Below are 22,407 nucleotides of genomic sequence, written 5' to 3'. Positions count from 1 at the left end.
CAGAGCAATTCGCACACGGAGTCATTCCCGGGGAAGCAGCGGTCCGAGCGGCCCGAGGTCCAGATTGAGGTCCTCGGGCCGCAGTCCGTAGCGCTCGCGCAGTTCGGTCATGCGGTCGTCGAGCAGCATCAGGGTGAGCCCGATCCGCTCCTCCTGCTCCTCGGTCAGGTCGCCCTGGTCGAAACGGCGCAGCGCCTGCCGTTCCATCAGCTGGCGCAGCAGTTCCACGACGGTGAGGACGAGTTTGACCAGGTCGCGCTCGACGGTGTCGGGCTCGAGGTCGAGACGGTTGCGTGGCGTCGTCACACCAGATCCCCCCAGGGCGCGGGCACGTTCTTGTTCACGGAACTGATCAGGGCGTTCAGGTCGATGCGGACGAGGTCGACGTCCGCGATCCGCAGCGTGATGTCACCGGTGATGACGACCCCGCCGGCGAGCAGCCGGTCGAGCAGGTCCACCAGGGCGATCTCACGGCGCTCCACGACGGTCATGAGCCCTCCTCCCCCTCCTCCGACTGCGCGGACTCCAGGTCCACAAAGGAATAGGCCGCCCACGGACCGGTGAGTTCGACCCGCATTCCGGGTTCCTCACCCTTCGTACGGTCCACGATTTCCACGAATTCCTCGGAATCCTTGCGCGGTACCAGATAGGCGGCATTCAGCACGTTCTGCCCCGAGGCCCGGGAAAGGGCCGCGTTCTGCGGCGGGTGAAGGCGGGCGGCGTCCGCGTGCGCGGAGAGAAGAGAGTGCAGCCGGCCCGCGAATCGCTCCGCGCGAATCCAGCTGTCCTCGTGTGCCTTCGCGCGCATACGGCGCTGCAGCAGATAGTCCCGCCCGGAAGCGGGTTTCGCCGGCGGCCCGGATTCCGCGGGGACGGCGGTTTCCGGGGTGGCCTCGACGTAGACCTTCACCCCCCACTCGACGCGCCCCTCCAGCCGGTCCAGGGTGCGCCGGAAGTCGTCCTCGCCGGCCTCGATCATCACGCGGACACCGCTGTCGTCCCGGAAGACGGTCGCGAGCCGGAGCGGCAGCGGCGTGGTGACCGCCGTGAGCGCGTCGATGACCTGCTGGTGGCCGCGGGCGGTCGCGGCGAGCCAGTCCAGGTCCTCCAGGTGCGCCCTCAGCGGCTCCTCGGCGAAGTCCCGCTCCGGCACGTCGCTGACGACGGCGACCAGGCCGTGGTGGTGCAGCATCTTGGCGGGAGCGCCGCCCACGCCCGTCAGCTCGGCCTGGAGCGGCGCGCTGAGGGGCCGGCAGACGGCGTACACGTACCGCAGTCCTGTCATGGGGACTCCTCCCGGGTACGGGCGCGGCCCGGTTCCAGTTCCTCCAGCCGCGCCAGCCGTTCACGCAACTCGGCGTTCTCCCGCGCGAGAGCGTCGCGGCGGGCGCGGGTGGACAGCTCCGGGTCGTCCTCCCACCAGTCGATGCCCATCTCCTTGGCCTTGTCGACCGAGGCGACGATGAGGCGGAGCTTGATGGTGAGCAGTTCGATGTCGAGCAGGTTGATCCGGATGTCGCCGGCGATGACGATTCCCTTGTCGAGGACCCGTTCCAGGATGTCGGCGAGGTTGGCCCCGCTGCCCTGGCCGTACGGCTCCGGCATCCGGCTCGGCATGGTCATCGCCGACCCCCGTCGTCAGCGCGCTCGCCCTCGTACTCCTCCTCGTCCTCGTCCTCTTCTTCGGCCTCGGCCTCGGGTCCCTCTTCCTCGGCTTCGGCCTCGTCCTCGGGCTCCTCGTCGTACTCCGACTCGGGTTCCTCCTCGTCGTACTCCGACTCGGGCTCCTCCTCGTACTCCTCGCCCTCGTCCTCTTCCTCGTCCTCTTCTTCGGCCTCGGCCTCTTCCGCCTCTTCGTCGCGCTCGTCCGCGAGCGCGTCCTCGTGGGAGCGGACGACCTCGCCGTCGCGGATCTCGCCGCGCCAGCTGTCCTCCGCCTCCCCCTTGAGGGTGATGAAGCGGGCGAAGTTCTTCAGGTCGAGGCGGGCGCGCCGGCCCTGCGCGCGCCAGATGTTGCCGGTCTTCTCGAAGAACCCCGTGGGGTAGTACTCGATGACCAGCAGGACACGGGTGAGGTTGTCCGCGAGCCGGTGGAAGGACACGACGCCCCTGGTGGTGCCCTTGGCACCCTCCGACGTCCAGGAGATCCGGTCGTCCGGTACCTGTTCGGTCGTCTTCGCCTTCCAGCTGCGGTTGGACCAGAAGACCTTCGCCTGCCAGTCACTGGTGGTGTCGTCGGCGCGGCTCGCGCTCTTGACGCCCTTGGCGAAGGTGCTGAAGTCCTGGTACTGCGTCCACTGGTCGTAGGCGGTGCGCAGCGGCACGCCGACATCGATCTGCTCCATGATGACGGTGGGCTTGCGGCCCGCCCGGCGCTTGCGTTTGGCCTTGCCGCCGCCGAGGTCCTGCAGCACGCCCTTCACGCTGTCCTTGGCGCGGGAGGCGCCGAGTTCCACCGCGGTACGCAGCGGGCCCTTGCCGGCGGCCAGTTTGCGGCCGCCTTCGAGGGCCAGCTTGGCGAAGCCGGGGCTCTTGCCCTCGGCGATGTCGTTCAGTCTGACGGTGGTCTCGCCGAGCTTGCGGCCGACGCCGACCAGCAGGCGCTGGGCCTGCGCGGCGAGGTACTCCTGCACCTCCGCCTTCAGCCGGTCGGCGGCCTCGCTCTGCGCGACCCCGGCGAGCGGGCCGCCTCCGGTGGCCTTGCCGGCCGCCGTGGAAGCCGCCGACGTCGCCCGTCCGAGGGTCTCGGTCATCGCTCACCGCCTCCCTTCGGTCCCCGGCCCCGGGAAGCGGTCTTCGCGGCCGTCTTCCTGGCCGAGGCGGTCTTCTTCGCCGCTGTCCTGTGCACCGGTGCCTTCCTGGCGGGCGCCTTCTTCGCGGACGCCTTCTTCGTGGGGGCCTTCTTCGCGGTCTTCGCCGGCGCCTTGCGGGCCGCGGCCTTGTTCCGCTGCGGCTCGTCGCCTTCGTCGGCCTCCTCGCCGTCGCCGGCCTCCGCGGCCTCGGCCTCCTGCTCGTCCTCCGGCTCCTCGTACTCCTCGTCGGCCTCTTCCTCGTCGTCCCGGGACCGCTTCCGCGACGCCTCGGGCACGACGCCCGCGACCTTGTCGCGGACCTGGGCGGTACGGCCGTGCAGCCGGTCGGCGAGCGCGTCCATCCGCCGCTCGACCACGGCCCCGGAGGCCGCCTTGCCGACGCCTCGCAGGTCCTGGCGGAGCTGGTCGCCGATCTCCTTGTACTGCGGGTTCTCCGCCAGCTGCCGCGACACCAGGTCCGCCAGGGCGCGCGGGGTCAGGTTCAACTTCTTGCCGGCCACCAGCGAGCCGACGGCGACCGCCGCCTTCAGCTTCTTCGTACGTCCGAGGACGTAGCCGGCCCCTACCGCGAGGCCCAGTCCCATTCGGTTCATCGTGCCGTCCCGTCCGTTCCCGCGCTGCGGCGCGTGGCGATCTCCAGCCGGTCGAGAAGCTCGTCCTCCATGCGGTCGAACTCCTCCTCAGTGATCTCGCCGGCCTCCAACTGCTCCTCGAGCCGGGAGAGTTCGGCTCGGACCGTGGCGGGGTCGTAGTAGATCCGTTCCGCCTCGCGCAGCACCTGTCCGATCACCCACCCGCTGCCGCGCACCGGGGCGAACGGCAGCAGCAGCACCTCTGAGATCAGACCCATCTCCCTGCTCCTTCGGCTTTCCGTGCTTCGTTACTCCCCCGTTGCCCCCGCGGGCTGCGCCGGGCCGGGCTCGACGAAGCTGTACGGCGGCAGCGGCCCGTTGAGCCGCAGGTCGAGGTGCGGATTCTCCTTGCGCAGCTCGTCCACCGCGTTCGCGAACTCGGCGGCCCGGTCCCGTGCCACCAGGAACGACACGTTGGCCAGCCAGCCCGTCGACTCGGGGCCCACGCTGACGGCGGCGGCCAGCGGGTCCAGCGCCTGCTGCACCGCGGCCGCGTCCTGTGCCTCACGGGCCTTGACCGCGGAGGCCACCATCTCGCCGAGCTGCAGCCGCTGCTCGTAGGTGCCGCCGCCGGCCTGCCGGTTGGACTCGGCGAGGGCCCGCAGTTCGGGGCTCTCCGCCATCACCTGGTGCAGCACGGCCTCCTCGACATGGGTGGCCTTGACGTTGTACTCGACCTTGCCGTCGAGGGCGCGCAGCCGCTCCTGGTAGTGCTCGGCGCGCTCGGCGAGCACCCCGGTGACGGCCTTGTCGTCGGGGGCGACGCTGCCGAACCGCATGGGCAGCACACAGCCGTCGGCGCCGACCTCGGCGAGGACGTTCTGGTGGGCCAGCAGGTCCTTGCGCTTGGGGCGCAGGTTCTCGGGCGCGTCGCTGACGATCGCCGCCAGGTCGCCCTCGGTCAGCACGCGCACCGGCAGAGGCGGCTCGCCGACGCCGGCCAGCTCCTCGGGAAGGGCCGCGTGCGAACGCGCGGTGATGCCGTAGACGTACGTGCTCACTCCTGCTCCTCCTTCCTGCGCGCGGACGACGTGGACTTGCGGGCACGCGGCCTGGACTCGGTCTCACCCTCCTCGCGGGCCTGCTTGAAAGCGCCGGAGATGGTCTCGGCGGCTCCGGACAGCGCCCCCTTCGACTTGCCGCGCGCACCGGACTCGGTGACCTCGCCGACGATCTCGGGCAGTCCGGGGCTCTTGCGCGGGCCGGCCTCCAGGTCGAGGCGGTTGCACGCCTCGGCGAACCGCAGGTAGGTGTCGACGCTGGCCACGACGACCCGGACGTCGATCTTCAGGATCTCGATGCCCACCAGGGACACCCGCACGAACGCGTCGATGACGAGCCCCCTGTCGAGGACGAGCTCCAGTACGTCGTAGAGGCCGCTGCTGCCGCCTCCGCCGCCGGTCTGCTGTGCCGGGACAACGGTCATGCCGACCGCGCCTCCTTGTCTCGGTATCGGTGTTCGGGTCTGGGTACGGGAACGCGGCCTAACGGCCGCCGGGCCTGTGTGAGTCGGCCCTCCCGCGTTCGTAACGGCGAACGCGCCGGTAGCCGGTGAGCTGGCCCTGTGGGTCGAGTTCGACCTGGTAGCTCGCCATCAGGCTCATCGTGTCGGGGACACGGGCGAGCTCCATGACCTCGATCTCCAGCGACCAGCCGTCCTCCGTCTGCTCGAAGGACGAGACGCTCTCGGCCGCCATGCCGGTCAGCTCCGCGAGCTGGCTGCGCGCCTGCCGCAGGACCTCCATCGGGGTCGGCCGGTCCTCTGCCACGGTGTCGTCCCTGTCGTTCGAGGAGTCGTCGTCTCTGGAACTGCTGCTGGAGCCGTCACTGGAACGGTTACTGGAACCGTTCCCGGACCTGTTCTCCGCTTTCTCGGCTGAATTTTGTGAAGTCTGCGAATGCGATGTGTGCTTTGTGTTCGACATGGCCACCTCTTCTTCCGGGTGGCCGGAAGGTCCTTGGCCAAACCTTCACGAGCGCACGGGTCTGAACCGCCGGGCGGAAAAGCCGCATACCGGCGGTGTGTGCGAGCCACGTGTCAGCCACGCAGGGCGTCGAGGCGGCGCCGGGCCGGCCCGAGGGCACGGCCGCGGCCGATCACTGAGGACCACGGGTGGGTGCGGGCCTGCTCCACGGCGTCGTCGACGGTCCAGCGGCGCGGGCCGAGCGCGGGGTCGTCGAGCTGCTCCCAGGTGACGGGCGTGGCGACGGGCGCGCCGGGCCGGGCACGCACCGCGAACGGGGCGACGGCGGTCTGGGCGTAGGCGTTGCGCTGGACGTCGAGGTAGAGACGGTCGCCGCGGTCCTTCTTGCGGGCGGCCGTGGTGAGCCGGTCGGGGTGGTCGGCGGCGAGCAGTTCGGCGGCGTCCCGGGCGAAGGCACGCACCTCGTCGAAGTCGTGCTGCCCGTCGAGGGGGACGACGACGTGCAGCCCGCGGGAGCCGGTCGTCATCAGCGCCGAGGGCAGCCGGACCTCGTCGAGCAGCTCGCCCAGCCACCGGGCCGCCTGGCGGACGGCCGCGAAGTCGTCGCCGGGAGGATCGAGGTCGAAGATCATCACATCGGGGCGGTCCACGGCGCCGGCCTTCGACAGCCAGCGGTGCAGGGTGAGGCACGCCTGGTCGGCGAGGTAGGCGAGGGTGGCGGAGTCGTCGCACACGGTGTGGCACACGGTGCCGTCCTCCTTCGGCACCTCCACCCGTCTGATCCACTCCGGATAGTGCTCCGGCGTGTTCTTCTGCATGAACCGCGGCCCGTCGAGCCCGTCCGGATGCCGCTCCAGCATCAGGGGCCGGCCGCGCAGGTGCGGGAGCATGAACTCGGCCACCGACCGGTAGTAGTCGACGAGATCGCCTTTCGTGTACTCCTTGCCCTCCCCTCCGCCGGTGAAGAGCACCTTGTCCGGCCGGTGGACCTCGACGCTGCGACGGCCGGCCCGCACCGTGCGGACGTCCCCGTCCGCGCTCATGGCACCACCGCCGTCTCCACCAGCAGCCGGGCGGACGCGGCGATCGACTCGGCGTCGATCCCGGCCGCGTGCAGCTGCTCGTCCGGGCTCGCCGAGCCCGGCATCGTCCGCACGGCCAGGCGCACCAGGCGGGGCAGGGGCCGCCCGTCGAGGAAGGCGTCCAGGACGGCGTCGCCGAGGCCGCCCTCCTCGTGGTGGTCCTCCACCGTCACCAGGCACCCGGTCTCCTCGGCGGCCCGCCGCAGCGTGGCCCGGTCGACGGGCTTCACCGAGTACAGGTCGATGACCCGCGCCGCGATCCCTTCGCCGTCGAGGGCCTCGGCGGCCTTCAGCGCCTCGTGCACGGTGACACCGGCCGCGACGAGCGTCAGCCGGTCCCGGCCGGAGGAGCGCAGCACCTTGCTGCCGCCCACCGGGAACTCCTCGTCGGGCCCGTAGATCACCGGGCTGCCGCCGCGCGAGGTGCGCAGGTAGCGGATGCCGTCCAGCCCGGCCATGGCGGCGACCAGACGCGCGGTCTGGTTGGCGTCGCACGGGTACAGCACGGTCGAGCCGTGCACGGCCCGGAACATCGCCAGGTCCTCCAGGCCCATCTGCGAGGGCCCGTCCTGCCCGATGGCCACACCCGCGTGCGAGCCGACCAGGTTGAGCCCGGCCCCGCTGATGGAGGCCATGCGCACGAAGTCGTACGCCCGGGTCAGGAAGGCCGCGAACGTGGAGGCGTACGGCACATAGCCGCGCGCGGCGAGACCCACGGCGGTGGCGACGAGCTGCTGCTCGGCGATGTAGCACTCGAAGAAACGGTCGGGGTGTTCCTTGGCGAAGAACTCGGTGCGCGTGGAGTCACCGACCTCGCCGTCGAGGGCGACGACGTCACCGCGGGCCGTGCCGAGGGCGGCGAGCGCCTGACCGAACGCGTCGCGGGTCGCGACCCCCTTGTCGGAGTCGCCCTTCTCCCAGCGCGGCAGGTCCAGACGGCCCGTGGGGACGGAGTGCAGCATGCGGGTCGCGGGCGGCTCGTGCACCTCGACCCGCAGGTCACGGGGCCCGCCGAGCTCCTCGATCGCCTCCTCCGCGTCGGGCAGCGGCTTGCCGTGCAGACCCTCGCGGTCCTGGACGGACTCCACGCCCCTGCCCTTGAGGGTGCGGGCGAGGATCGCGGTGGGCTGACCCTTGGTGGACCGGGCCTCCCCGTACGCACGGTCGACGGCGTCGACGTCGTGGCCGTCGATCTCGACGGTGTGCCAGCCGAAGGCCTGGAAGCGGCGGGCGTACGCGTCGAGGTCGTGGCCGTGCCGGGTCGGGCCGCGCTGGCCGAGCCGGTTGACGTCGACGATCGCGGTGAGGTTGTCCAGGTGCTCGTGGCCCGCGTGCTCGGCGGCCTCCCAGACCGAGCCCTCGGCCAGCTCGCTGTCCCCGCACAGCACCCACACCCGCGCCTCGGAGCGGTCCAGCCGCTTCCCAGCGAGCGCGATACCGACGCCCACCGGCAGTCCCTGCCCGAGCGACCCGGTGGCCGTCTCCACCCACGGCAGCCGCTGCGGGGTCGGATGCCCCTCGAGCCGGCTGCCCAGCTTGCGGAAGGTGAGCAGCTCCTCGTCGTCGATCGCGCCGGCCGCCTTGTAGGCCGAGTACAGCAGCGGGGAGGCGTGGCCCTTGGAGAGGACGAAGCGGTCGTTGCCCGGGTGGGCGGGCCGGTCGAAGTCGTAGCGGAGGTGGTTCGCGAGCAGCACGGCCATCAGGTCGGCGGCGGACATCGAGGACGTCGGGTGCCCGGACCCCGCGGCGGCGGAGGCGCGAACGCTGTCGACACGCAACTGCTGGCCCAGTTCGGCGAGTTCGGCGGTGTCCATCGGGTTACTGGTCTCCTTCCGAGGAGGCGTCGGGACGCTCGGCGGGGCCCGGGACGGGCTGGTTCTTCGCGGGCTCGGACCCCGGCTGGTTCTTCGCGGCTTCCGAGCCGGGCTGCCGCTTCGCCGGCTCCGGGCTCGGCCGGCCTCCGGCCGACTGCGGTGCGTCCGCTCCGTTCCCGGTGCTCTTCCCGCCGTTCCCGTTCCCGTTCCCGTTCCCGTTCCCGTTCTCGTTCTCGTCCTCGCTCTCGCTCTGACTCTCGTGCTCGTTCGCGTTCGCGTTCTCGTTCTCGTTCTTCGCGATCTCCGGCGTCGGTGTGGTGATCGTCTGGGTGTCATCGCCTGCACGGGCCCCGCCGTGCACCTCCTCACCGGCCGGGCCGTGCGTCTCGTGGACGACTCCGCCGTCGACCTCCGGGGCGACGGCCGCCCCGGGTCCGGAAGCCGCCGTGGACGGGGAGGCCCCCGCGCCGGCGGACTGGGGCGTGGACGCGGAAGCCTGAGCGGCGTCCCGCTGCCGCCCGTCCGGCATGCGCGCCAGCTCCGGCGAGGCCGTGTCCAGCGGCACCGACCACGACCGGACGAGCCCCAACTGGACGCCCTGGCGCGGCAGTACGGCGTCCAGCAGCCAGTCGGCGGCGACGCGGACGCGGTTGCCCGGCATGGCGGCGAGGTGGTAGCCGCGGGTGACGGCGCCGGCCGGCAGCCCGGAGAGGGGGATGCCGAGCGGGTTGGCGGCGGCCTTGACCCCGCCGAGGTCGACGACGAAACCCATGTCCTTGTGCCGGTACGGCCGCATGGGGCGCCCGGTCAGCGAGGCCGCGATGTTGTGCCCGGCGACCTTGCCCTGCCGCCAGGCGTGCTGTGCGGTCATCGGCGTGTACTGGCCGGGCTTCTCCAGGTCGGGCACGGCGGCGGCGTCCCCGCACGCGAACACCTCGGGCCGGCCCGGCACCTGGAGCGTGGGCTCGACGAGCAGCCGGCCGCGTTCCATGGGCAGTCCGAGGGACTCGGCGAGCGGATCGGGCCGTACGCCCACGCACCACACCAGGGTGCGGGTGTCGACGAACTCGCCGTCGGTGAGCAGGACTCCGTCGCGGGTGGCCTCCTTCACCGAGGTCCCCATGCGCACCTCGACGCCCCGCTCGCGCAGCACCCGGTCGGCGGTGCGGGAGAGCCGCTCGTCCAGTTCGGGCAGGACGCGGGGTGCGATGTCGAGGAGCAGCCAGCGCGGCCGCATGCCCCTGCGCAGGGGGTGGGAGCGCACCAGCGCGTCGGTGAACAGCCGCCCCTGCGCGGCGACTTCGGTGCCGGTGTAGCCGGCGCCCACCACCACGAACGTACAACGCGCGGCGCATTCCTCGGCGTTGTCGGCGGTGGCGGCCAGCTCCACCTGGCGGGTGACGTGGTCACGCAGGTAGAGCGCCTCGGGCAGCCCCCGGAAGCCGTGCGCGTGCTCGGCGACGCCGGGGATGGGCAGCAGCTTGTTGACGCTGCCGGCGGCGAGCACCAGCCGGTCGTAGGTGAGGGTGCCCCGCCGGCCCTCGGGGTCGGTGTGGTGGACGGTGCGTGCGTCGAGGTCGACATGGTCGGCCTCGCCCAGCACCAGCCGCACCCCCGGCAACGTGCCGGAGAGGGAGACGGTGACCCGCCGGGGTTCGAGGATGCCGGCGGCCACCTGGGGCAGCAGGGGCAGGTACAGGAAGTAGTCGGTCGGGTTCAGCAGGGTGATGTCGGCCCGGCCCCGGGCCGCCCGCGCCAGAGTGCGGGCCGTCCGGTACCCGGCGAAACCGGCTCCGACGATCACGATGCGGGGTCGACTCACGGTTCGCCTCCCGGCGGTGTGCGTCGTACGGGGATTTACCGCACGAGGGTTTCCGCGTCCCCCTGGCCGGGGCGGCCAAACGTGGGGGGCTTCGGGGGAGCAGGCCCGGTCCCTCTCCTGCGGAGGGGGACCGGGTGGGGTGCAGGGGCAGGGCCCCAGCCCCGCAGGGGAGCGGGGCGCGGCCCCGAGGCGAGGGGCCATGTCTCGCCCCGAGGGGCGGGCAAGGCGGGGGCGCAGCCCGGGCAGGGACGCAGGGGATGCAGTCCCCGCTGGGGTCCGGGGCGCAGCCCCGGGACGAGGGCCACCCCTCAGCCGACCGAGACGGGCGGGTGGGTGGGCAAAAACCGCTCAGCCCAGCCGCGCGCCCGGTTTCCCGCCCCCGCCCCGGGTACTCGGCCCGCGACCAACCCCACCCGCCGGAGGTACCCCCCATGCCCGAGTACGGCTACTTCCTGTCCTGCGAGGAGTTCGGCCCCGCGGATCTGATCGAGCAGGCGCGGATGGCCGAGCAGGCCGGTTTCCGGGCGCTGTGGATCTCCGACCACTATCACCCGTGGAACGACGCGCAGGGCCAGAGCCCGTTCGTCTGGTCGGTGATCGGCGCGCTGTCGGAGGCGGTGTCGCTGCCCATCGAGACGGCGGTGACCTGCCCGACCGTGCGGATGCACCCGGCGGTGGTGGCGCAGGCCGCCGCCACGTCCGCGGTGATGACGAACGGCCGCTTCCGTCTCGGCGTCGGCTCGGGCGAGGCCCTCAACGAACACGTTCTCGGCGACGCCTGGCCGCCCGCGCACGTGCGCCTGGAGATGCTGGAGGAGGCGATCCAGATCATGCGCCGGCTGTTCACCGGGGAAGAGGTCAACCACTACGGCACCCACTACAAGGTGGAGAACGCACGCCTCTACACCGTCCCCGACGAGCCGGTCCCGATCGACATCTCCGGCTTCGGCCCGAAGGCGACGGCGCTCGCGTCCCGCGTCGGAGACGGCTACATCACGATGATGCCGAAGGAGTCGATGGTGGAGCAGTTCCGCAAGGGCGGTGGCGGCACCAAGCTGGTCAGCGGCGGCACGAAGGTCTGTTACGGCACCGACCGCGAGGAGGCGGTCCGTACCGTCCACCGGCTCTGGTCGAACCAGCTGCTGCCCGGCGAGATGGGCCAGATCCTCCCCACGCCGAGCCACTTCGAGCAGCTTCAGCCGCTGGTCACCGAGGAGATGGTCAGCGAGAACACGGTGTGCGGCGACGACGTCGACCAGCACGTCTCCACGCTGAAGGCGTTCGCCGACGCGGGCTTCGACCGGATCTACGTCAACCAGATCGGCCCCGACCAGCGCGGCTTCTTCGACTTCTACCGCACCAAGGTGCTGCCGCAGCTGCCGTGAGGCCGTCATGACCACACTGCTGACGAAACTTCACCGGCCCACCGTCTCCGCCCACACGGTCCCCACGGACGCACCCGAGGCCGACGGCACGCTCGCCTGGGACTCCACGACCGTCGTGATCGCCGAGGTCACGGCGGGCGGGGAGACCGGCACGGGCTGGACGTACGGCCCGGCGGCGGTCGCCGCCTTCCTGGACGGCCAGCTGGCGGACCTGGTGGAGGGCCGCGACGCGCTGGACATCCCGGCGCTGCACACGGACCTCTACCGGGCAGTCCGCAACGCCGGCCGCCCCGGCGTCGCCGCCTGCGCGATCTCGGCGCTCGACCTCGCTCTGTGGGACCTCAAGGCCCGCCTCCTCGACCTCCCGCTGGCCCGCCTCCTGGGCGCGGCCGGCGCGGAGGTCCCGGTGTACGGCAGCGGCGGCTTCACGTCGTACGACGGCTCCCGTACGGCGTCGCAGCTGCACGGCTGGGCGCACGAGCAGCGGATCCCCCGCGTGAAGATCAAGATCGGTCAGGACCGGGGCCGTTCGGTCGAGCGCGACCTGGCCCGGGTGGGCGCGGCCCGCCAAGTGATCGGCCCCGAGACCGAGTTGTACGTCGACGCCAACGGCGCCTACACCCGCAAGCAGGCGGTTCGCGTCGGGCAGGCGCTGACCGAGCAGGGCGTGACCTGGTTCGAGGAGCCGGTCTCCTCGGACGACCTGACGGGGCTGCGCCTGGTCCGGGACGCGCTGGTGTGCGACGTGACGGCGGGCGAGTACGGCTACGACCTGCCGTACTTCGCCCGCATGGTCACCGCCGGAGCCGTGGACTGTCTCCAGGTGGACGTCACGCGGTGCGGCGGTGTCACGGAGTTCCTGCGCGCCGCCGCCGTGGCTCAGGCGCACGGTCTGGAGGTCTCGGCGCACTGTGCTCCGCACGCCCACGCTGCCGTGGTCGCCGCGGTGCCGAACCTGCGCCACGTGGAGTGGTTCCACGATCACGTCCGCATCGAGTCGATGTTGTTCGAGGGGACGCTGGATCCACACGGTGGGACGATCCGGCCGTCCGACGCACCGGGACACGGCCTGACGCTGAGGAGGGAGAAGGCGGCGGAGTACCGAGTGGGGTAGCTCGGCCTGTCAGCGGGTCGGGTCAGCAGGTCGGGTACCCGACCTGCGCCTCAGCCGTGGACCGGGTATCCCCACGTCCCAGCCGTATCCCAGCCGTAGGTGCCGGGCCGTGGGTGCCGGTCAGGCCCCCGGGCGGTCAGGTACTCCCCCCACCACACACCTCACCCCTGCCCCCGCCGCCGCAGCCCCGCCGTCACGGCCGCACCGACCCCCGCCGCCAGCAGCCCGGCGCCCACCCGTCCGCGGTTGCGCGAGACCCACTCCTGCGGGTCCCCGTCGACGGCCTCCTCGTCGAACCGCCCGTGTGCCCCGAAGTCGTGTCCGTGGGGCCCGTCGGCGGGGCTCCACAGGTTCCCCGGACCGCCGTTCCCGCCGGAAGCAAAGGCAGAGGCGGAGGCAGAGGCCTCCTCCTGCTGCGCGTCGAAGCCGTTGCGGGCCAGATAGCGGTCGAGGAACCCCGGAGCCACGGCGTTGGCGACCAGCGTCGCCGCCGTGGAACCGCCCACCCAGTACTCCCGCCGCCGCGCGTGCCCGGCGGCGTGCACGATCGCCCGGGCGGCCACCTCGGGCTGGTAGACGGGGGCCACGGGCCGGGCCCGCCCGGACAACCGGTTCAGCACCCATTCGAACTGGGGCGTGTTGACGGCCGGCAGTTGCACCATCGTCGTCCGCACCCGGCTGCCCGAGTGCAGCAGCTCGCAGCGCAGCGACTCGTTGAACCCCTGGATCGCGTGCTTGGCGCCGCAGTACGCCGACTGCAGCGGCACCCCGCGGTAGGCGAGCGCGGAGCCGACCTGCACGATCGTCCCGCGATCGCGCGGCAGCATGTGCCGCAGGGCCGCGCGCGTGCCGAAGACATAGCCCAGGTAGGTCACTTCGGTCACCCGCCGGAACTCGTCGGGGGTGATCTCCGTGAAGGGCGCGAAGACGCCGGCGAAGGCGTTGTTCACCCAGACGTCGATGTGGCCGAAGGCGTCGGCGACCTTCTGCGCCGCGTCCTCGACCGCCTGGGCGTCGGCCATGTCGACGCTCACGACGAGCGCCTCACCGCCGGCGTGCTGCACGTCGTCCGCCGCCGCGGCGAGGCCTTCGCGTCCCCTGGCCAGGAGGGCGACCCGGTCGCCGCGCGCGGCGAAGGCACGGGCCGTGGCCCGGCCGACGCCACCGCTGGCCCCGGTCACCACGACGGCCCGGCCCTTTCCGGCCGCCGGTCCCCAGGGCGCCCGCACGACGCATCACGCCCGGTGGTGCGGCGACTCGGGGTCGATGCCGCCCGGCCGCGGGGCCTCACCCGGCTCCGGCGCCCGTGCGCCGGGAGGGGTGGACGGCATCGGCGGGTAGGGCATGCCGAGGCCGCCGGGCGGCCCGGCGGGCGGCGTGCCGCCGGCGACCCGCCCGTGCGCGTCGGCGAAGCCGGCCTCGTGGTGTCCGGGGTGCCGGTGCGGCCGTGCGGCGCCGCGCAGCACATACGCGAGGACGCCGAGGATCACGGCGGTGATCAGCGCGGCGGCCCAGTCCGGCAGCCCGATGCCGAGCGCCAGGCCCACGGCCAGCGCGACGGCGGCGCCCGCGTACAGGGCGAGGGCGCCGGACGCGGCGTACAGCATGGCCGTACGGCGCTGCTTGCGGCTCTGCTCGCGCAGCTCCTCGCGGATGGTCTCGCGTGCCACCTGCGCCAGCTCGTCGACCAGATGCCTGTCCAGATGCTCCAGGTGATCCATGCGGTCCATGGCGGCCGGGTACCCGGGGTGACAGGCGCGTAACGCGGGCCGGGCGCGGGTACCCGGGCGCCTCGTCCACCGGACGCGTGGGCGAGTCCACCGGACCCCACGGCCAGTCCGCCCACGGGGCGAGAAGGACGGGAGAAAGAGGATGGACCGGCGAACCGACGCGGTGGAGCTGCTCAAGGGGCAGCACACGCGGATCCGGGAGCTGTTCGACGAGGTGGCGCGGGCCCGCGGCGAGGAGCGCGAGCGTGCCTTCCATGACCTCGTCCGCCTCCTCGCGGTGCACGAGACCGTCGAGGAGGAGGTCGTCCATCCGTTCGCGCGCGAGCACATCGACGGCGGCGAGCTCGTCGTCGAGGACCGGATCGAGGAGGAGCGGCGGGCCAGGCGGGCCCTCGCCCGCCTCGACGACATGGATCCTGACTCACCCGAGTTCCTCGACCTGCTCGCGGCCCTGCGCCAGGACGTGCTGGCGCATGCCGAGAACGAGGAGCGGTACGAGTTCGCGCACTTCGACCGGGTCGCGGACCGCGGCAGGCTGGAAACGCTGGCCCGCGGCGTGCGGGCGGCCGAGGCCCTCGCCCCCACCCGGCCCCATCCCGGTCCCGACACCGCCGCGAAGGAGCCGGTGGCGGGTCCCGTCGGGGCCGTGGTCGACCGCACGCGGGACGCCGTCCGCAAGGCGATGGGCTGAGCGGGCGTGCGCCGGGGGTGGCCGGGGGGATCGGGTGAAGGGTCCTCCTCTGCCCCTGCCGCCCCAACTAGGCTCGCTCCCATGGACATTCTGGGTACCACGCTGCGTGTCTGCGTCGACGATCTCGAAGCCGCCGTCCCCTTCTACGAGCGCCTCGCCGGCACCCCGGCCCTGCGGTTCGGACGCGGCGGTGTGCAGGTGGCGGCGGTCGGCTGCTTCCTGCTGATGAGCGGGCCCGAGAGCGAGCTGGAGGTGCTGCGCAAGGTCGCGGCGACGATCGCCGTAGCGGACGTCGACGAGGCGTACAAGACGCTCACCGAGCTGGGCGCGGACGTGATCGCGGGCCCGGTGCCGACGCCGGTGGGCCGCAACCTGATCGCCCGGCATCCGGACGGGTCGGAGTACGAATACGCCGAACAGACCGACCGCCGTCAGCCGTGACGCGGGCGCCCGTCAGCCGCGGCCGAGGGCGCAGACGACGATGTCGGTGAGGAGCGCGCCCGCGGTGCCGTCCGGGTCCAGATCGGGGTCGTAGATGGTGACGTCGAGGCCGACGCAGTGCGGGGAGGCGAGCAACGGCCGAAGGAGTGCGACGAGTTCGTCGGGGAAAAGGCCGTCGGGGTCGGGGCTGTCGACGGCCGGCATGACGGTGGGGTCGAGGACGTCGGCGTCCAAGTGAACCCAGAATCCGTCGAGTTCGGGAATCTCGAAGGCCCGGGCGGTGGCCAGCGCGAGTGCCTCGGGGCCCCACTCGCGCAGCTCCCCGACCGTGACGACGGGCATCTTCAGGGCGACGAGTTCGGCGCGGTCGTCCGTGAACTCGTCACGGATGCCGAAGAACCGCACGTCCTCGTCGCGCAGATACGGCCGCAGCCCTTCCAGGTCGGTGAGGTCCTCCTGCCCGCGCCCGGTGGCGAGCGCGACCTCCTCCCCGCCCGCCGCGCCGACCCGGTCGGAATTGCCGGGATGCCGGAAGTCGGGGGACGCTCCCCCACTGCCTGAAGGGCGTGGGAGGTACCCCCATCCGCGGCCGGCCCGTAGCGGCCGATGCGGCGCAGGGCGAGGGAGGCGCCGAGCCCGATCGAGCAGTCCCCGCCGGGGACGACGAGGAAGTCACCGGCGCGCACGTGCCGCTCGATCCCGGTCGGCCGGCTTGCGCGTGTACCCGGCGAGGGCGGCCGCGTTGAAGACGCCGTCGCCCTCCTTCCCGTCCCCGCGGTCGTAGCGCGGCGGGACGACGACCCCGCCCTCGCGGGCGCCCAGCCTCTGCAGGATCCGCTGTTCCCGCAGGGCTCCGGCGAGCTTGTGGCAGCCGGGCACGGTGCCGGGGGCGGGCGGGCGCAGGCCCGGGTCGGAGGGAGCGTCGACCACCACGAAATTCCGCATGCGAGGCATCCTCGCCGACGTAGAGTCGGCCGTTCAACGGATTTCACGAGGGAGCGGGGAGCGCGCGTGAGTGAGCGGCACACCTACCGGGTCATCGTCCGGGGCACCTGGGACGGCCTCACCGACGGGGCCCGTGCGCGGCTGCTCGCCGAGGCGGCCGACCACGGCCTGACCAGCATGCGGTTCACCGAGGAGGGCACGTTGTCGTACGAGCCGTCGCCGCTGAAGCACTTCTCGATGCGGTACGCGGTGGTGTCGGACTCGGCGGACGGCGAGGAGATGGCGGGCGCGCTCGCCGAGGACCGCGCGGAGTCGACGCTGAGGGAGCTCGGCTACGGCTTCACCGGGCTGAGGTCGACCGTCACCGACCTCGACACGATGAAGATCAACCGGAAGGGCGCAAGGAGCGCATCTCGACGGTGAGCGCCCACCGCTCGTGGTCGCGCCAGGCCCCGTCGATGAAGATCATGTTCGGGGAGAAGCCCTCCAGGCGGAATCCGCAAGCACGGGCGAGGGCGATCGAGGCGGCGTTGCCGGGCTGCGCGTTGATCTCCAGCCGGTGCAGCCGCATCGGCCCGAACGCGTACGCCACCACCAGCTCGAGCCCCTCCCGCATCAGTCCGCGTCCGGCCGCGTGCGCGAAGGCGCCATAACCCAGCGCACCGCACTGGAAGCCGCCCTCGACGATGTTGTTGATGTTGATGAACCCGGCGACGGCCCCGTCGTCCAGGGTGCACACGAGGAAGCCGGCCTTCGTGGGGTCCTCGATCAGCCGGCCCGCGTACGCGGTGTACGCCTGGGCGGTGTCCGGCGGGAACAGCCAGGGGTGGTGCAGGTCCTTGCTCTCCCGCACACGTGCGGTGAACTCGGCCCCGTCCGCGTAGGTGAAGTGCCGTATGCCCACGCGGGGGCCCTCGGCGAGGTAGCGGGATGCGGTGTGCGGCATCCGCCCAGCGTACGACGGGGTCGGCGGCGGCGTGCCGGAAAGCCGGACGCCCCCTGAGCGGTCCCGGCCGCGCCGCCTCCTCCCGTGCGCGCCGATGATCCCCGTGGCGCGGAGTGCCGTCCGCAACGGCGTGGTCGCCCCGCACGGCGGGCTCTGCCCTCCGGGTGACCGGCCCGGCCGTCACCGCAGGGCGGGCGCGTCCAGGGTCAGCGTGCCGGCGTCGGCGTCCAGCTCGGCGCTCACGCCGAACGGCACGGTCGACGCGCCTTCGCAGTGCCCGAAGCCGAGTTCCTCGACGACGGGCACCCCGAGCCCACCGAGCCGGTCGGCGAACACGGGCCGCAGCTCCTCGTAGGGCCCGCACCGGTCCCAGGAGCCGAGTGCGACACCCGCGACGCCGTCGAGCCAGCCGGTGCGCAGCAGCTGGGTGAGCGCCCGGTCCACGCTGTACGGCGGCTCCCCCACGTCCTCCAGCAGGAGCAGCCCGCCGCGGGCGCCGGCCCGGGTGTGCGGGGTGCCGTGGCCGGTGGAGAGCAGGGTGAGGCAGCCACCGAGGGTGACGCCCCGCGCCCGGCCCGGGGCGAGGGCGGCGCCGGAGGCGGTGAGGGTGCGCACGCTCTCCGGGGCGAACAGGGTGGCCTTCAGGTGCTCCTGCGCCCGGGTGCTCTTGACGAAGTCGACACCGGCGGCGACGGGCCCGTACAGCGTGACCAGACCGAGGCGGACGGCGAACGCCTCGTGGAGCGTGGTGGCGTCGCTGAAGCCGACGAACACCTTCGGTCCGGCCGCCCGCATCGCGTCCCAGTCGAGCAGGTCCACCATGCGCTGGGCGCCGTAGCCGCCCCGCGCGCAGATCACCGCGTCGACGGCCGGGTCGCACCAGGCCCGCTGGAGGTCGGCGGCCCGGTCGGCGTCCGTGCCCGCCAGATGGCCCAACTCGGCGTGCCGGTCCAGCACATGAGGTGCGGGCACCGGGTCGAGGTCCCAGCCGCGCAGGAGGTCGAGACCGGCCTGGAGCCGCTCCTCGGCCACCGGTCCGCTGGGCGCGACGACCGCGACCCGGGCGCCGGGGGCGAGCCGGGCGGGCCGTACGAGGTCCTTCACGTCACGAGCTCCAGGGTGGGGATGCGGGGCGGGCGCGGCCCGGGACCCGAGCGTACAGGGACAGCCCGGCCACCCGGTCCCGCACCGTCGCCTCCGCCCGCCCGCACCTGCGCCTAGGCGGTGCGCAGGAAGCGGTCGAGGACGTCGACCCCGAAGCGGAGGGCCTCGACGGGGACGCGTTCGTCGACGCCGTGGAAGAGGGCCTGGTAGTCCAGGTCCGCCGGCAGCTTCAGCGGCGCGAAGCCGTAGCCGGTGATCCCGAGCCGCGAGAACTGCTTGGCGTCCGTGCCGCCGGACATGCAGTACGGCACCACGTACCCCTCGGGTGCGAACTCCTCCACGGCGGCCCGCATCTTCGCGAACGTCGGCGCGTCGACCGGCGCCTGGAGGGCGACCTCGCGGTGCTGGTACTCCCAGTCCACCTCGGGGCCGGTGAGCTCGTCGAGGGTCGCGCGGAACTCCTCCTCGCAGCCCGCCAGATAGCGCCCGTCGACATACGCGACGGCCTCGCCCGGAATCACGTTGATCTTGTAACCGGCGTCCAGCATCGTCGGGTTGGCGCTGTTGCGGACGGTCGCCTCGACCAGCCTGGCCGCCGGGCCGAGCTTCTCCAGGAGGCCGTCCACGTCCTCGAGGCCGGTCTCGATGCCGTACACGGCGGCGAGTTCGGTGAGCGCGGCCCGTACGGTCGGCGTCAGCCGCAGCGGCCACTCGTGGTCGCCGATCCGCGCGATGGCGGCGGCGAGGCGGGTCACCGCGTTCTCCTTGTTGACCTTGGAGCCGTGCCCGGCCCGCCCGCGCGCGGTCAGCTTGAGCCAGCCGGTGCCGCGCTCGCCCGCCGCGATCGGGTAGATCTCGCGCCCGCCGCCGTCGTGGAAGGTGAACGCGCCGGACTCGCCGACGGCCTCCGTACAGCCGTCGAAGAGGTGGGGATGCTCGTCGGCGAGGAAGCCCGCGCCGTCCTCGGCGCTGGCCTCCTCGTCGGCGGTGAAGGCGATCACCAGGTCCCGCCGGGGCCGGATCCCCTGGCGGGCCCAGGCGCGGACGACGGCGAGGATCATCGCGTCCATGTTCTTCATGTCGACGGCGCCCCGGCCCCACACCACCCCGTCGCGCACCTCCCCGGAGAAGGGGTGCACGCTCCAGTCGGCGGCCTCGGCGGGGACGACGTCCAGGTGACCGTGGACGAGCAGCGCGTCCGCGGACGGGTCGGTGCCCTCGACACGGGCGACGACGTTGGTCCGTCCCGGGGTGCGCTCCAGGAGCACCGGCTCCAGGCCCGCCCCCGCCAGCAGTTCGGCCGCGTACTCGGCGGCGGGCCGCTCCCGGCAGTCCCCGCCGCCCCGGTTGGTGGTGTCGATCCGGATGAGGTCGGAGGTGAACCTCACGACCTCGTCCCTCGCCTGCTCGTCAGCCATGCCGCTCCTCAGCCGTACTGCTCTTCGATCGCGGACGCGACGATCGTCGTGACCGCCTTGAACGTCCGGATGCCCTCGTACATGGTGCCGCTGGTGTAGGCGACCTTCCGCTCCCCGATCCGCGCCACGCCCGGGACGACGGTCGCGGCCATCGCCAGATGCTCGGCGTCGAACTCCACGGCGACGGTGAACGGCCCGCCCACCACGGGTTCCTGACGGACCGCCAGGCGGGCTGCCGCCTTCGCCGCGGCCCGGATGTCGGCGGCGGTCCGGGCGGGCGTGCGGCAGACGGCCGCGTACCGTGAGACGTGGTCCTTGACGGCCACCTTCAGCGCCTCGGGCGCGTACCCGAGGGCGTCCTCGCAGGCCACGTCGTCCCCGGTGACCAGCACCACCGGCACCCCGTACTCGACGACCACATGGGCGTTGAGCAGCCCCTCGCTCGCCCGTACGTCGTTCAGCCACACCCCGGTGACGGAGTTGGCGAGGTAGGTGTGGGCGAGGACGCCCTCCATGCCGGCGCCGGCGTGGTAGCCGACGAAGGCGATGCCGTCGACGTCGCCGTACTGGACGCCCTCCACCATGGACAGCGACTTGTGCCGCCCGGTGAGCATCTCCGCCCGCTCGTCGAGCTGTTCGAGGAGCAGGTTGCGCATGGTCCAGTGGGCCTCGTTGATCAGGACCTGGTCGGCGCCGCCGTCGAAGAAGCCGAGGACGGCGGCGTTGACGTCGGAGGTGAACATGGCACGGCACCGTTCCCACTCCGGCGTCCCCGGCAGCACGTCGGCCGGCCAGGTGACGCCGGTGGCGCCCTCCATGTCGGCGCTGATGAGGATCTTCATGCCCGGTTCTCGCCCTCTCCAGGAAATCGTCTGAGCTTAACGGCCGCCCACCGGGCGCCCGGACCACGACTCCGGCCGGTCGTCCGGCCGCGCCGGCCGGTGGACGGTCCCGCCTCGAACGCGGGGTTCGGTCGGCCGGCGGGGGGCCGTGACCCGCGGGCCACGGCCCCCGTGGGTTCAGGCCGCGAGCACGGCCTGCTCGTCCGCCTCCGTGAGCCGGCCGGCCAGCGTGGCGCGGGCACGGGCCACGCGCGAGCGCACGGTGCCGACGGGGCAGTCGGCGCGCGCCGCGGCCTCGTCGTACGGCAGACCGAGGATCTGCGTCAGCACGAACGCCTCGCGCCGGTCCCGCGGCAGCGCGGCCAGCAGGTCCAGCAGGACGACGCCGTCGTCGAAGCCCGGCAGACCGTGCGGCTGGGCCAGCTCGGCGGCCTGCTGCCAGTCCGGCACATGGGCGCTCCGGGGCCGGGTGGCGGCGTACCGGTAGCTGTCCATGACCGCCCGGCGCGCGATCGCCAGCAGCCACGCGCGCGCGGAGGAGCGGCCCTCGAACCGGTGCAGGCTGCCGAGCGCGCGCAGGAACGTGTCCTGGGTGAGATCGTCCACCGCCTGCGGATCGGCGCACAGATGGGCGACGTAGCGCAGGACGTCACGGTGCAGGGCGCGCACGAACCGCTCGACGGCGTCCGCGTCACCTCCGCGGGCGGCCAGTGCCAGCGCGGTGACCGGCTCGTCGGCGCAGGCCTGTCCGGCGGACGCGCGGCGGACGGTGGTCGGGGAAGGGTCCATCACCTGGTGTCCTTCTCGGGTCAGGGATCCGGACCGGCGGCGCGCGAGGGCGCGGCCGGTCCGGTGAACGGGAGACGGCCCTACGGCGATCGTGCGGCGCCCGAGGCGCCCCGTGTCGGCGTACGGCCGTGACCCGAGGCGCACAGGGGCGGCCTCGGGGGCACCGGCTGTCGTCAGAGGACAGCGGTCTCCGCGGGCGGACCCCGAGAAGTGATCGCGTGGACGAGGAGCAGCAGCCGCGGCGCCCGCTCGGCACCGCGGCGCCGTACGGGCACGCGGGGGCGCTCCGGCGCGACCGGCCGGGCGAACAGCAGCCGCAGCGGCGCCGCCAGCCATCCGGCGACGGCCCGCAGGATGCGGAACGCGGCCCGCTCCCCGTACGCCAGCCACAGTCCGCACAGCAGCGCGGCGAGCAGGTGGGCGGCGAGCATGCCGTACGACGAGGCGCCGAGGCCGGTCGGGGAGTGCGGGGCGTGCCCCATGGAGGCCATGTCCATGGCGTCCATGGACATGGAGCCCATGCCCATGCCCCTGCCCGTGCCCGTGCCCGGGTGCGTGTCGATGTTCATGAGGCGGGTGTCGCCGGCGGCCGTGGTCCCGGTCGCCGTCGACTGCGCGAGCGAGAACGCCGAGTGCAGGACGGTCTGCGCGGCGACCACGACGGTCACGATCAGCGGCAGTCCGCGCTCACGCCCGGCCAGGCACCAGCCCGCGGCGCCGGTCACGGCCACGCCGGCCCCCAGCGCCCACCAGGGCACGCCGCCGCCGGACATCAGGACGTGGCCCAGGGCGGCGAGCAGCACGCACACGGCCGCGAACACCGCGGCCCGTAAGGTGCGAGAACACCGCCCTGCTGTCATGGCGCCTCATCCTCGCATCCTGGCTCCGCCTCTCGGCCCTGGGTACGGAAATCG

Annotated in this window: 26 protein-coding genes and 1 pseudogene; 5 read left to right on the top strand and 22 right to left on the bottom strand. The window is 73.0% G+C overall.

Translation table 11 applies throughout. The features are described 5' to 3' along the window. Positions 1 to 21 precede the first annotated feature (21 nt). The 13 genes from ACPT94_RS27715 to ACPT94_RS27655 all read right to left on the bottom strand — a co-directional run bounded on the left by ACPT94_RS27715 (position 22) and on the right by ACPT94_RS27655 (position 10,088). On the bottom strand, positions 22 to 306 hold the full coding sequence (locus tag ACPT94_RS27715; protein ID WP_360330038.1) for a gas vesicle protein K: 285 nt from the start codon (positions 304 to 306) through the stop codon (positions 22 to 24). Then, complete coding sequence (locus tag ACPT94_RS27710) at positions 303 to 491, bottom strand: gas vesicle protein (protein WP_360330041.1); 189 nt, start codon at positions 489 to 491, stop codon at positions 303 to 305. The genes ACPT94_RS27715 and ACPT94_RS27710 overlap by 4 nt, the downstream gene beginning before the upstream one ends. Continuing rightward, positions 488 to 1,285, bottom strand: a complete 798-nt coding sequence (locus tag ACPT94_RS27705) for a GvpL/GvpF family gas vesicle protein (protein WP_425247096.1) — start codon at positions 1,283 to 1,285, stop codon at positions 488 to 490. Before ACPT94_RS27705 ends, ACPT94_RS27710 begins: the two co-directional genes overlap by 4 nt. Continuing rightward, positions 1,282 to 1,623, bottom strand: a complete 342-nt coding sequence (locus ACPT94_RS27700) for a gas vesicle protein (RefSeq protein WP_360330047.1) — start codon at positions 1,621 to 1,623, stop codon at positions 1,282 to 1,284. Before ACPT94_RS27700 ends, ACPT94_RS27705 begins: the two co-directional genes overlap by 4 nt. Then, the gene (locus ACPT94_RS27695) at positions 1,620 to 2,753 is read right to left on the bottom strand and encodes an SRPBCC family protein (protein ID WP_425247095.1); all 1,134 of its coding nucleotides are present in this window, start codon (positions 2,751 to 2,753) and stop codon (positions 1,620 to 1,622) included. Before ACPT94_RS27695 ends, ACPT94_RS27700 begins: the two co-directional genes overlap by 4 nt. Further along, the gene (locus ACPT94_RS27690) at positions 2,750 to 3,406 is read right to left on the bottom strand and encodes a DNA primase (RefSeq protein ID WP_360330052.1); all 657 of its coding nucleotides are present in this window, start codon (positions 3,404 to 3,406) and stop codon (positions 2,750 to 2,752) included. Before ACPT94_RS27690 ends, ACPT94_RS27695 begins: the two co-directional genes overlap by 4 nt. Beyond that, positions 3,403 to 3,663 carry a gas vesicle protein GvpG gene (locus ACPT94_RS27685; protein WP_360330055.1) on the bottom strand — a complete coding sequence of 87 codons (261 nt, stop codon included), beginning with the start codon at positions 3,661 to 3,663 and terminating at the stop codon, positions 3,403 to 3,405. Before ACPT94_RS27685 ends, ACPT94_RS27690 begins: the two co-directional genes overlap by 4 nt. 30 nt (positions 3,664 to 3,693) lie before the next feature. Beyond that, entirely contained in the window at positions 3,694 to 4,446 is a 753-nt protein-coding gene (locus tag ACPT94_RS27680) for a GvpL/GvpF family gas vesicle protein (RefSeq protein ID WP_360330058.1), read from the bottom strand. Further along, the gene (locus ACPT94_RS27675) at positions 4,443 to 4,871 is read right to left on the bottom strand and encodes a gas vesicle structural protein GvpA (RefSeq protein ID WP_360330061.1); all 429 of its coding nucleotides are present in this window, start codon (positions 4,869 to 4,871) and stop codon (positions 4,443 to 4,445) included. The genes ACPT94_RS27680 and ACPT94_RS27675 overlap by 4 nt, the downstream gene beginning before the upstream one ends. A gap of 58 nt (positions 4,872 to 4,929) precedes the next feature. Continuing rightward, positions 4,930 to 5,370: a gas vesicle protein GvpO gene (locus ACPT94_RS27670; RefSeq protein ID WP_425247094.1), complete on the bottom strand. Its 441-nt coding sequence runs from the start codon at positions 5,368 to 5,370 to the stop codon at positions 4,930 to 4,932. Positions 5,371 to 5,483: 113 nt separating this feature from the next. After that, positions 5,484 to 6,413, bottom strand: a complete 930-nt coding sequence (ligD, locus tag ACPT94_RS27665; RefSeq protein WP_425247093.1) for a non-homologous end-joining DNA ligase — start codon at positions 6,411 to 6,413, stop codon at positions 5,484 to 5,486. Continuing rightward, positions 6,410 to 8,266, bottom strand: coding sequence for a transketolase (locus ACPT94_RS27660; protein WP_425247092.1), 1,857 nt, complete (start codon positions 8,264 to 8,266; stop codon positions 6,410 to 6,412). Before ACPT94_RS27660 ends, ligD begins: the two co-directional genes overlap by 4 nt. Positions 8,267 to 8,270: 4 nt before the next feature. After that, entirely contained in the window at positions 8,271 to 10,088 is a 1,818-nt protein-coding gene (locus ACPT94_RS27655) for an NAD(P)/FAD-dependent oxidoreductase (RefSeq protein ID WP_425247091.1), read from the bottom strand. A 431-nt stretch (positions 10,089 to 10,519) separates the two neighbouring features. On the opposite strand from ACPT94_RS27655, the gene ACPT94_RS27650 reads away from it, so the two are divergent. Further along, a complete protein-coding gene (locus tag ACPT94_RS27650) occupies positions 10,520 to 11,473 on the top strand; it encodes an LLM class F420-dependent oxidoreductase (RefSeq protein WP_425247090.1) in 954 nt (317 codons plus the stop codon). 7 nt (positions 11,474 to 11,480) lie between these two features. Then, a complete protein-coding gene (locus ACPT94_RS27645) occupies positions 11,481 to 12,587 on the top strand; it encodes an enolase C-terminal domain-like protein (protein ID WP_425247089.1) in 1,107 nt (368 codons plus the stop codon). 161 nt (positions 12,588 to 12,748) lie between these two features. Here ACPT94_RS27645 and ACPT94_RS27640 read toward each other — a convergent pair whose 3' ends face one another. Then, positions 12,749 to 13,816, bottom strand: coding sequence for an SDR family oxidoreductase (locus tag ACPT94_RS27640; RefSeq protein WP_360330081.1), 1,068 nt, complete (start codon positions 13,814 to 13,816; stop codon positions 12,749 to 12,751). A 6-nt stretch (positions 13,817 to 13,822) separates the two neighbouring features. Continuing rightward, positions 13,823 to 14,317, bottom strand: a complete 495-nt coding sequence (locus ACPT94_RS27635; RefSeq protein WP_425247088.1) for a phage holin family protein — start codon at positions 14,315 to 14,317, stop codon at positions 13,823 to 13,825. A gap of 142 nt (positions 14,318 to 14,459) precedes the next feature. Between ACPT94_RS27635 and ACPT94_RS27630 the strand changes: the two genes are divergently transcribed. Next, a complete protein-coding gene (locus ACPT94_RS27630) occupies positions 14,460 to 15,008 on the top strand; it encodes a hemerythrin domain-containing protein (RefSeq protein WP_360330086.1) in 549 nt (182 codons plus the stop codon). A gap of 81 nt (positions 15,009 to 15,089) precedes the next feature. Then, entirely contained in the window at positions 15,090 to 15,449 is a 360-nt protein-coding gene (locus ACPT94_RS27625) for a VOC family protein (RefSeq protein ID WP_425247087.1), read from the top strand. Between the two features lie 12 nt (positions 15,450 to 15,461). Here ACPT94_RS27625 and ACPT94_RS27620 read toward each other — a convergent pair. After that, a pseudogene (locus tag ACPT94_RS27620) lies at positions 15,462 to 16,394 on the bottom strand (arginase family protein). A gap of 66 nt (positions 16,395 to 16,460) precedes the next feature. Between ACPT94_RS27620 and ACPT94_RS27615 the strand changes: the two are divergent. Further along, positions 16,461 to 16,817, top strand: a complete 357-nt coding sequence (locus ACPT94_RS27615; protein ID WP_360330091.1) for a DUF6204 family protein — start codon at positions 16,461 to 16,463, stop codon at positions 16,815 to 16,817. Here ACPT94_RS27615 and ACPT94_RS27610 read toward each other — a convergent pair. From ACPT94_RS27610 to ACPT94_RS27585, 6 genes are all read right to left on the bottom strand, one after another. Then, positions 16,780 to 17,340, bottom strand: a complete 561-nt coding sequence (locus ACPT94_RS27610) for a GNAT family N-acetyltransferase (protein ID WP_360330093.1) — start codon at positions 17,338 to 17,340, stop codon at positions 16,780 to 16,782. The two genes, ACPT94_RS27615 and ACPT94_RS27610, sit on opposite strands and share 38 nt — an antisense overlap. Positions 17,341 to 17,520: 180 nt before the next feature. Next, on the bottom strand, positions 17,521 to 18,444 hold the full coding sequence (locus ACPT94_RS27605; RefSeq protein ID WP_360330095.1) for a S66 peptidase family protein: 924 nt from the start codon (positions 18,442 to 18,444) through the stop codon (positions 17,521 to 17,523). Positions 18,445 to 18,557: 113 nt separating this feature from the next. Further along, positions 18,558 to 19,862, bottom strand: coding sequence for a M20/M25/M40 family metallo-hydrolase (locus ACPT94_RS27600; protein WP_360330098.1), 1,305 nt, complete (start codon positions 19,860 to 19,862; stop codon positions 18,558 to 18,560). An 8-nt stretch (positions 19,863 to 19,870) separates the two neighbouring features. Then, positions 19,871 to 20,704: a M55 family metallopeptidase gene (locus ACPT94_RS27595; protein WP_425247086.1), complete on the bottom strand. Its 834-nt coding sequence runs from the start codon at positions 20,702 to 20,704 to the stop codon at positions 19,871 to 19,873. Positions 20,705 to 20,881: 177 nt separating this feature from the next. Then, positions 20,882 to 21,493 carry a sigma-70 family RNA polymerase sigma factor gene (locus ACPT94_RS27590; protein WP_425247085.1) on the bottom strand — a complete coding sequence of 204 codons (612 nt, stop codon included), beginning with the start codon at positions 21,491 to 21,493 and terminating at the stop codon, positions 20,882 to 20,884. A 173-nt stretch (positions 21,494 to 21,666) separates the two neighbouring features. Continuing rightward, positions 21,667 to 22,353: a hypothetical protein gene (locus ACPT94_RS27585; protein ID WP_425247084.1), complete on the bottom strand. Its 687-nt coding sequence runs from the start codon at positions 22,351 to 22,353 to the stop codon at positions 21,667 to 21,669. Positions 22,354 to 22,407: the final 54 nt, after the last annotated feature.

This window comes from Streptomyces aurantiaciflavus, assembly GCF_049808595.1.
Classification (GTDB): domain Bacteria; phylum Actinomycetota; class Actinomycetes; order Streptomycetales; family Streptomycetaceae; genus Streptomyces.
The sequence above is the reverse complement of the archived record's forward strand: the minus strand, read 5'-3'. Positions and strand labels throughout refer to the sequence as shown.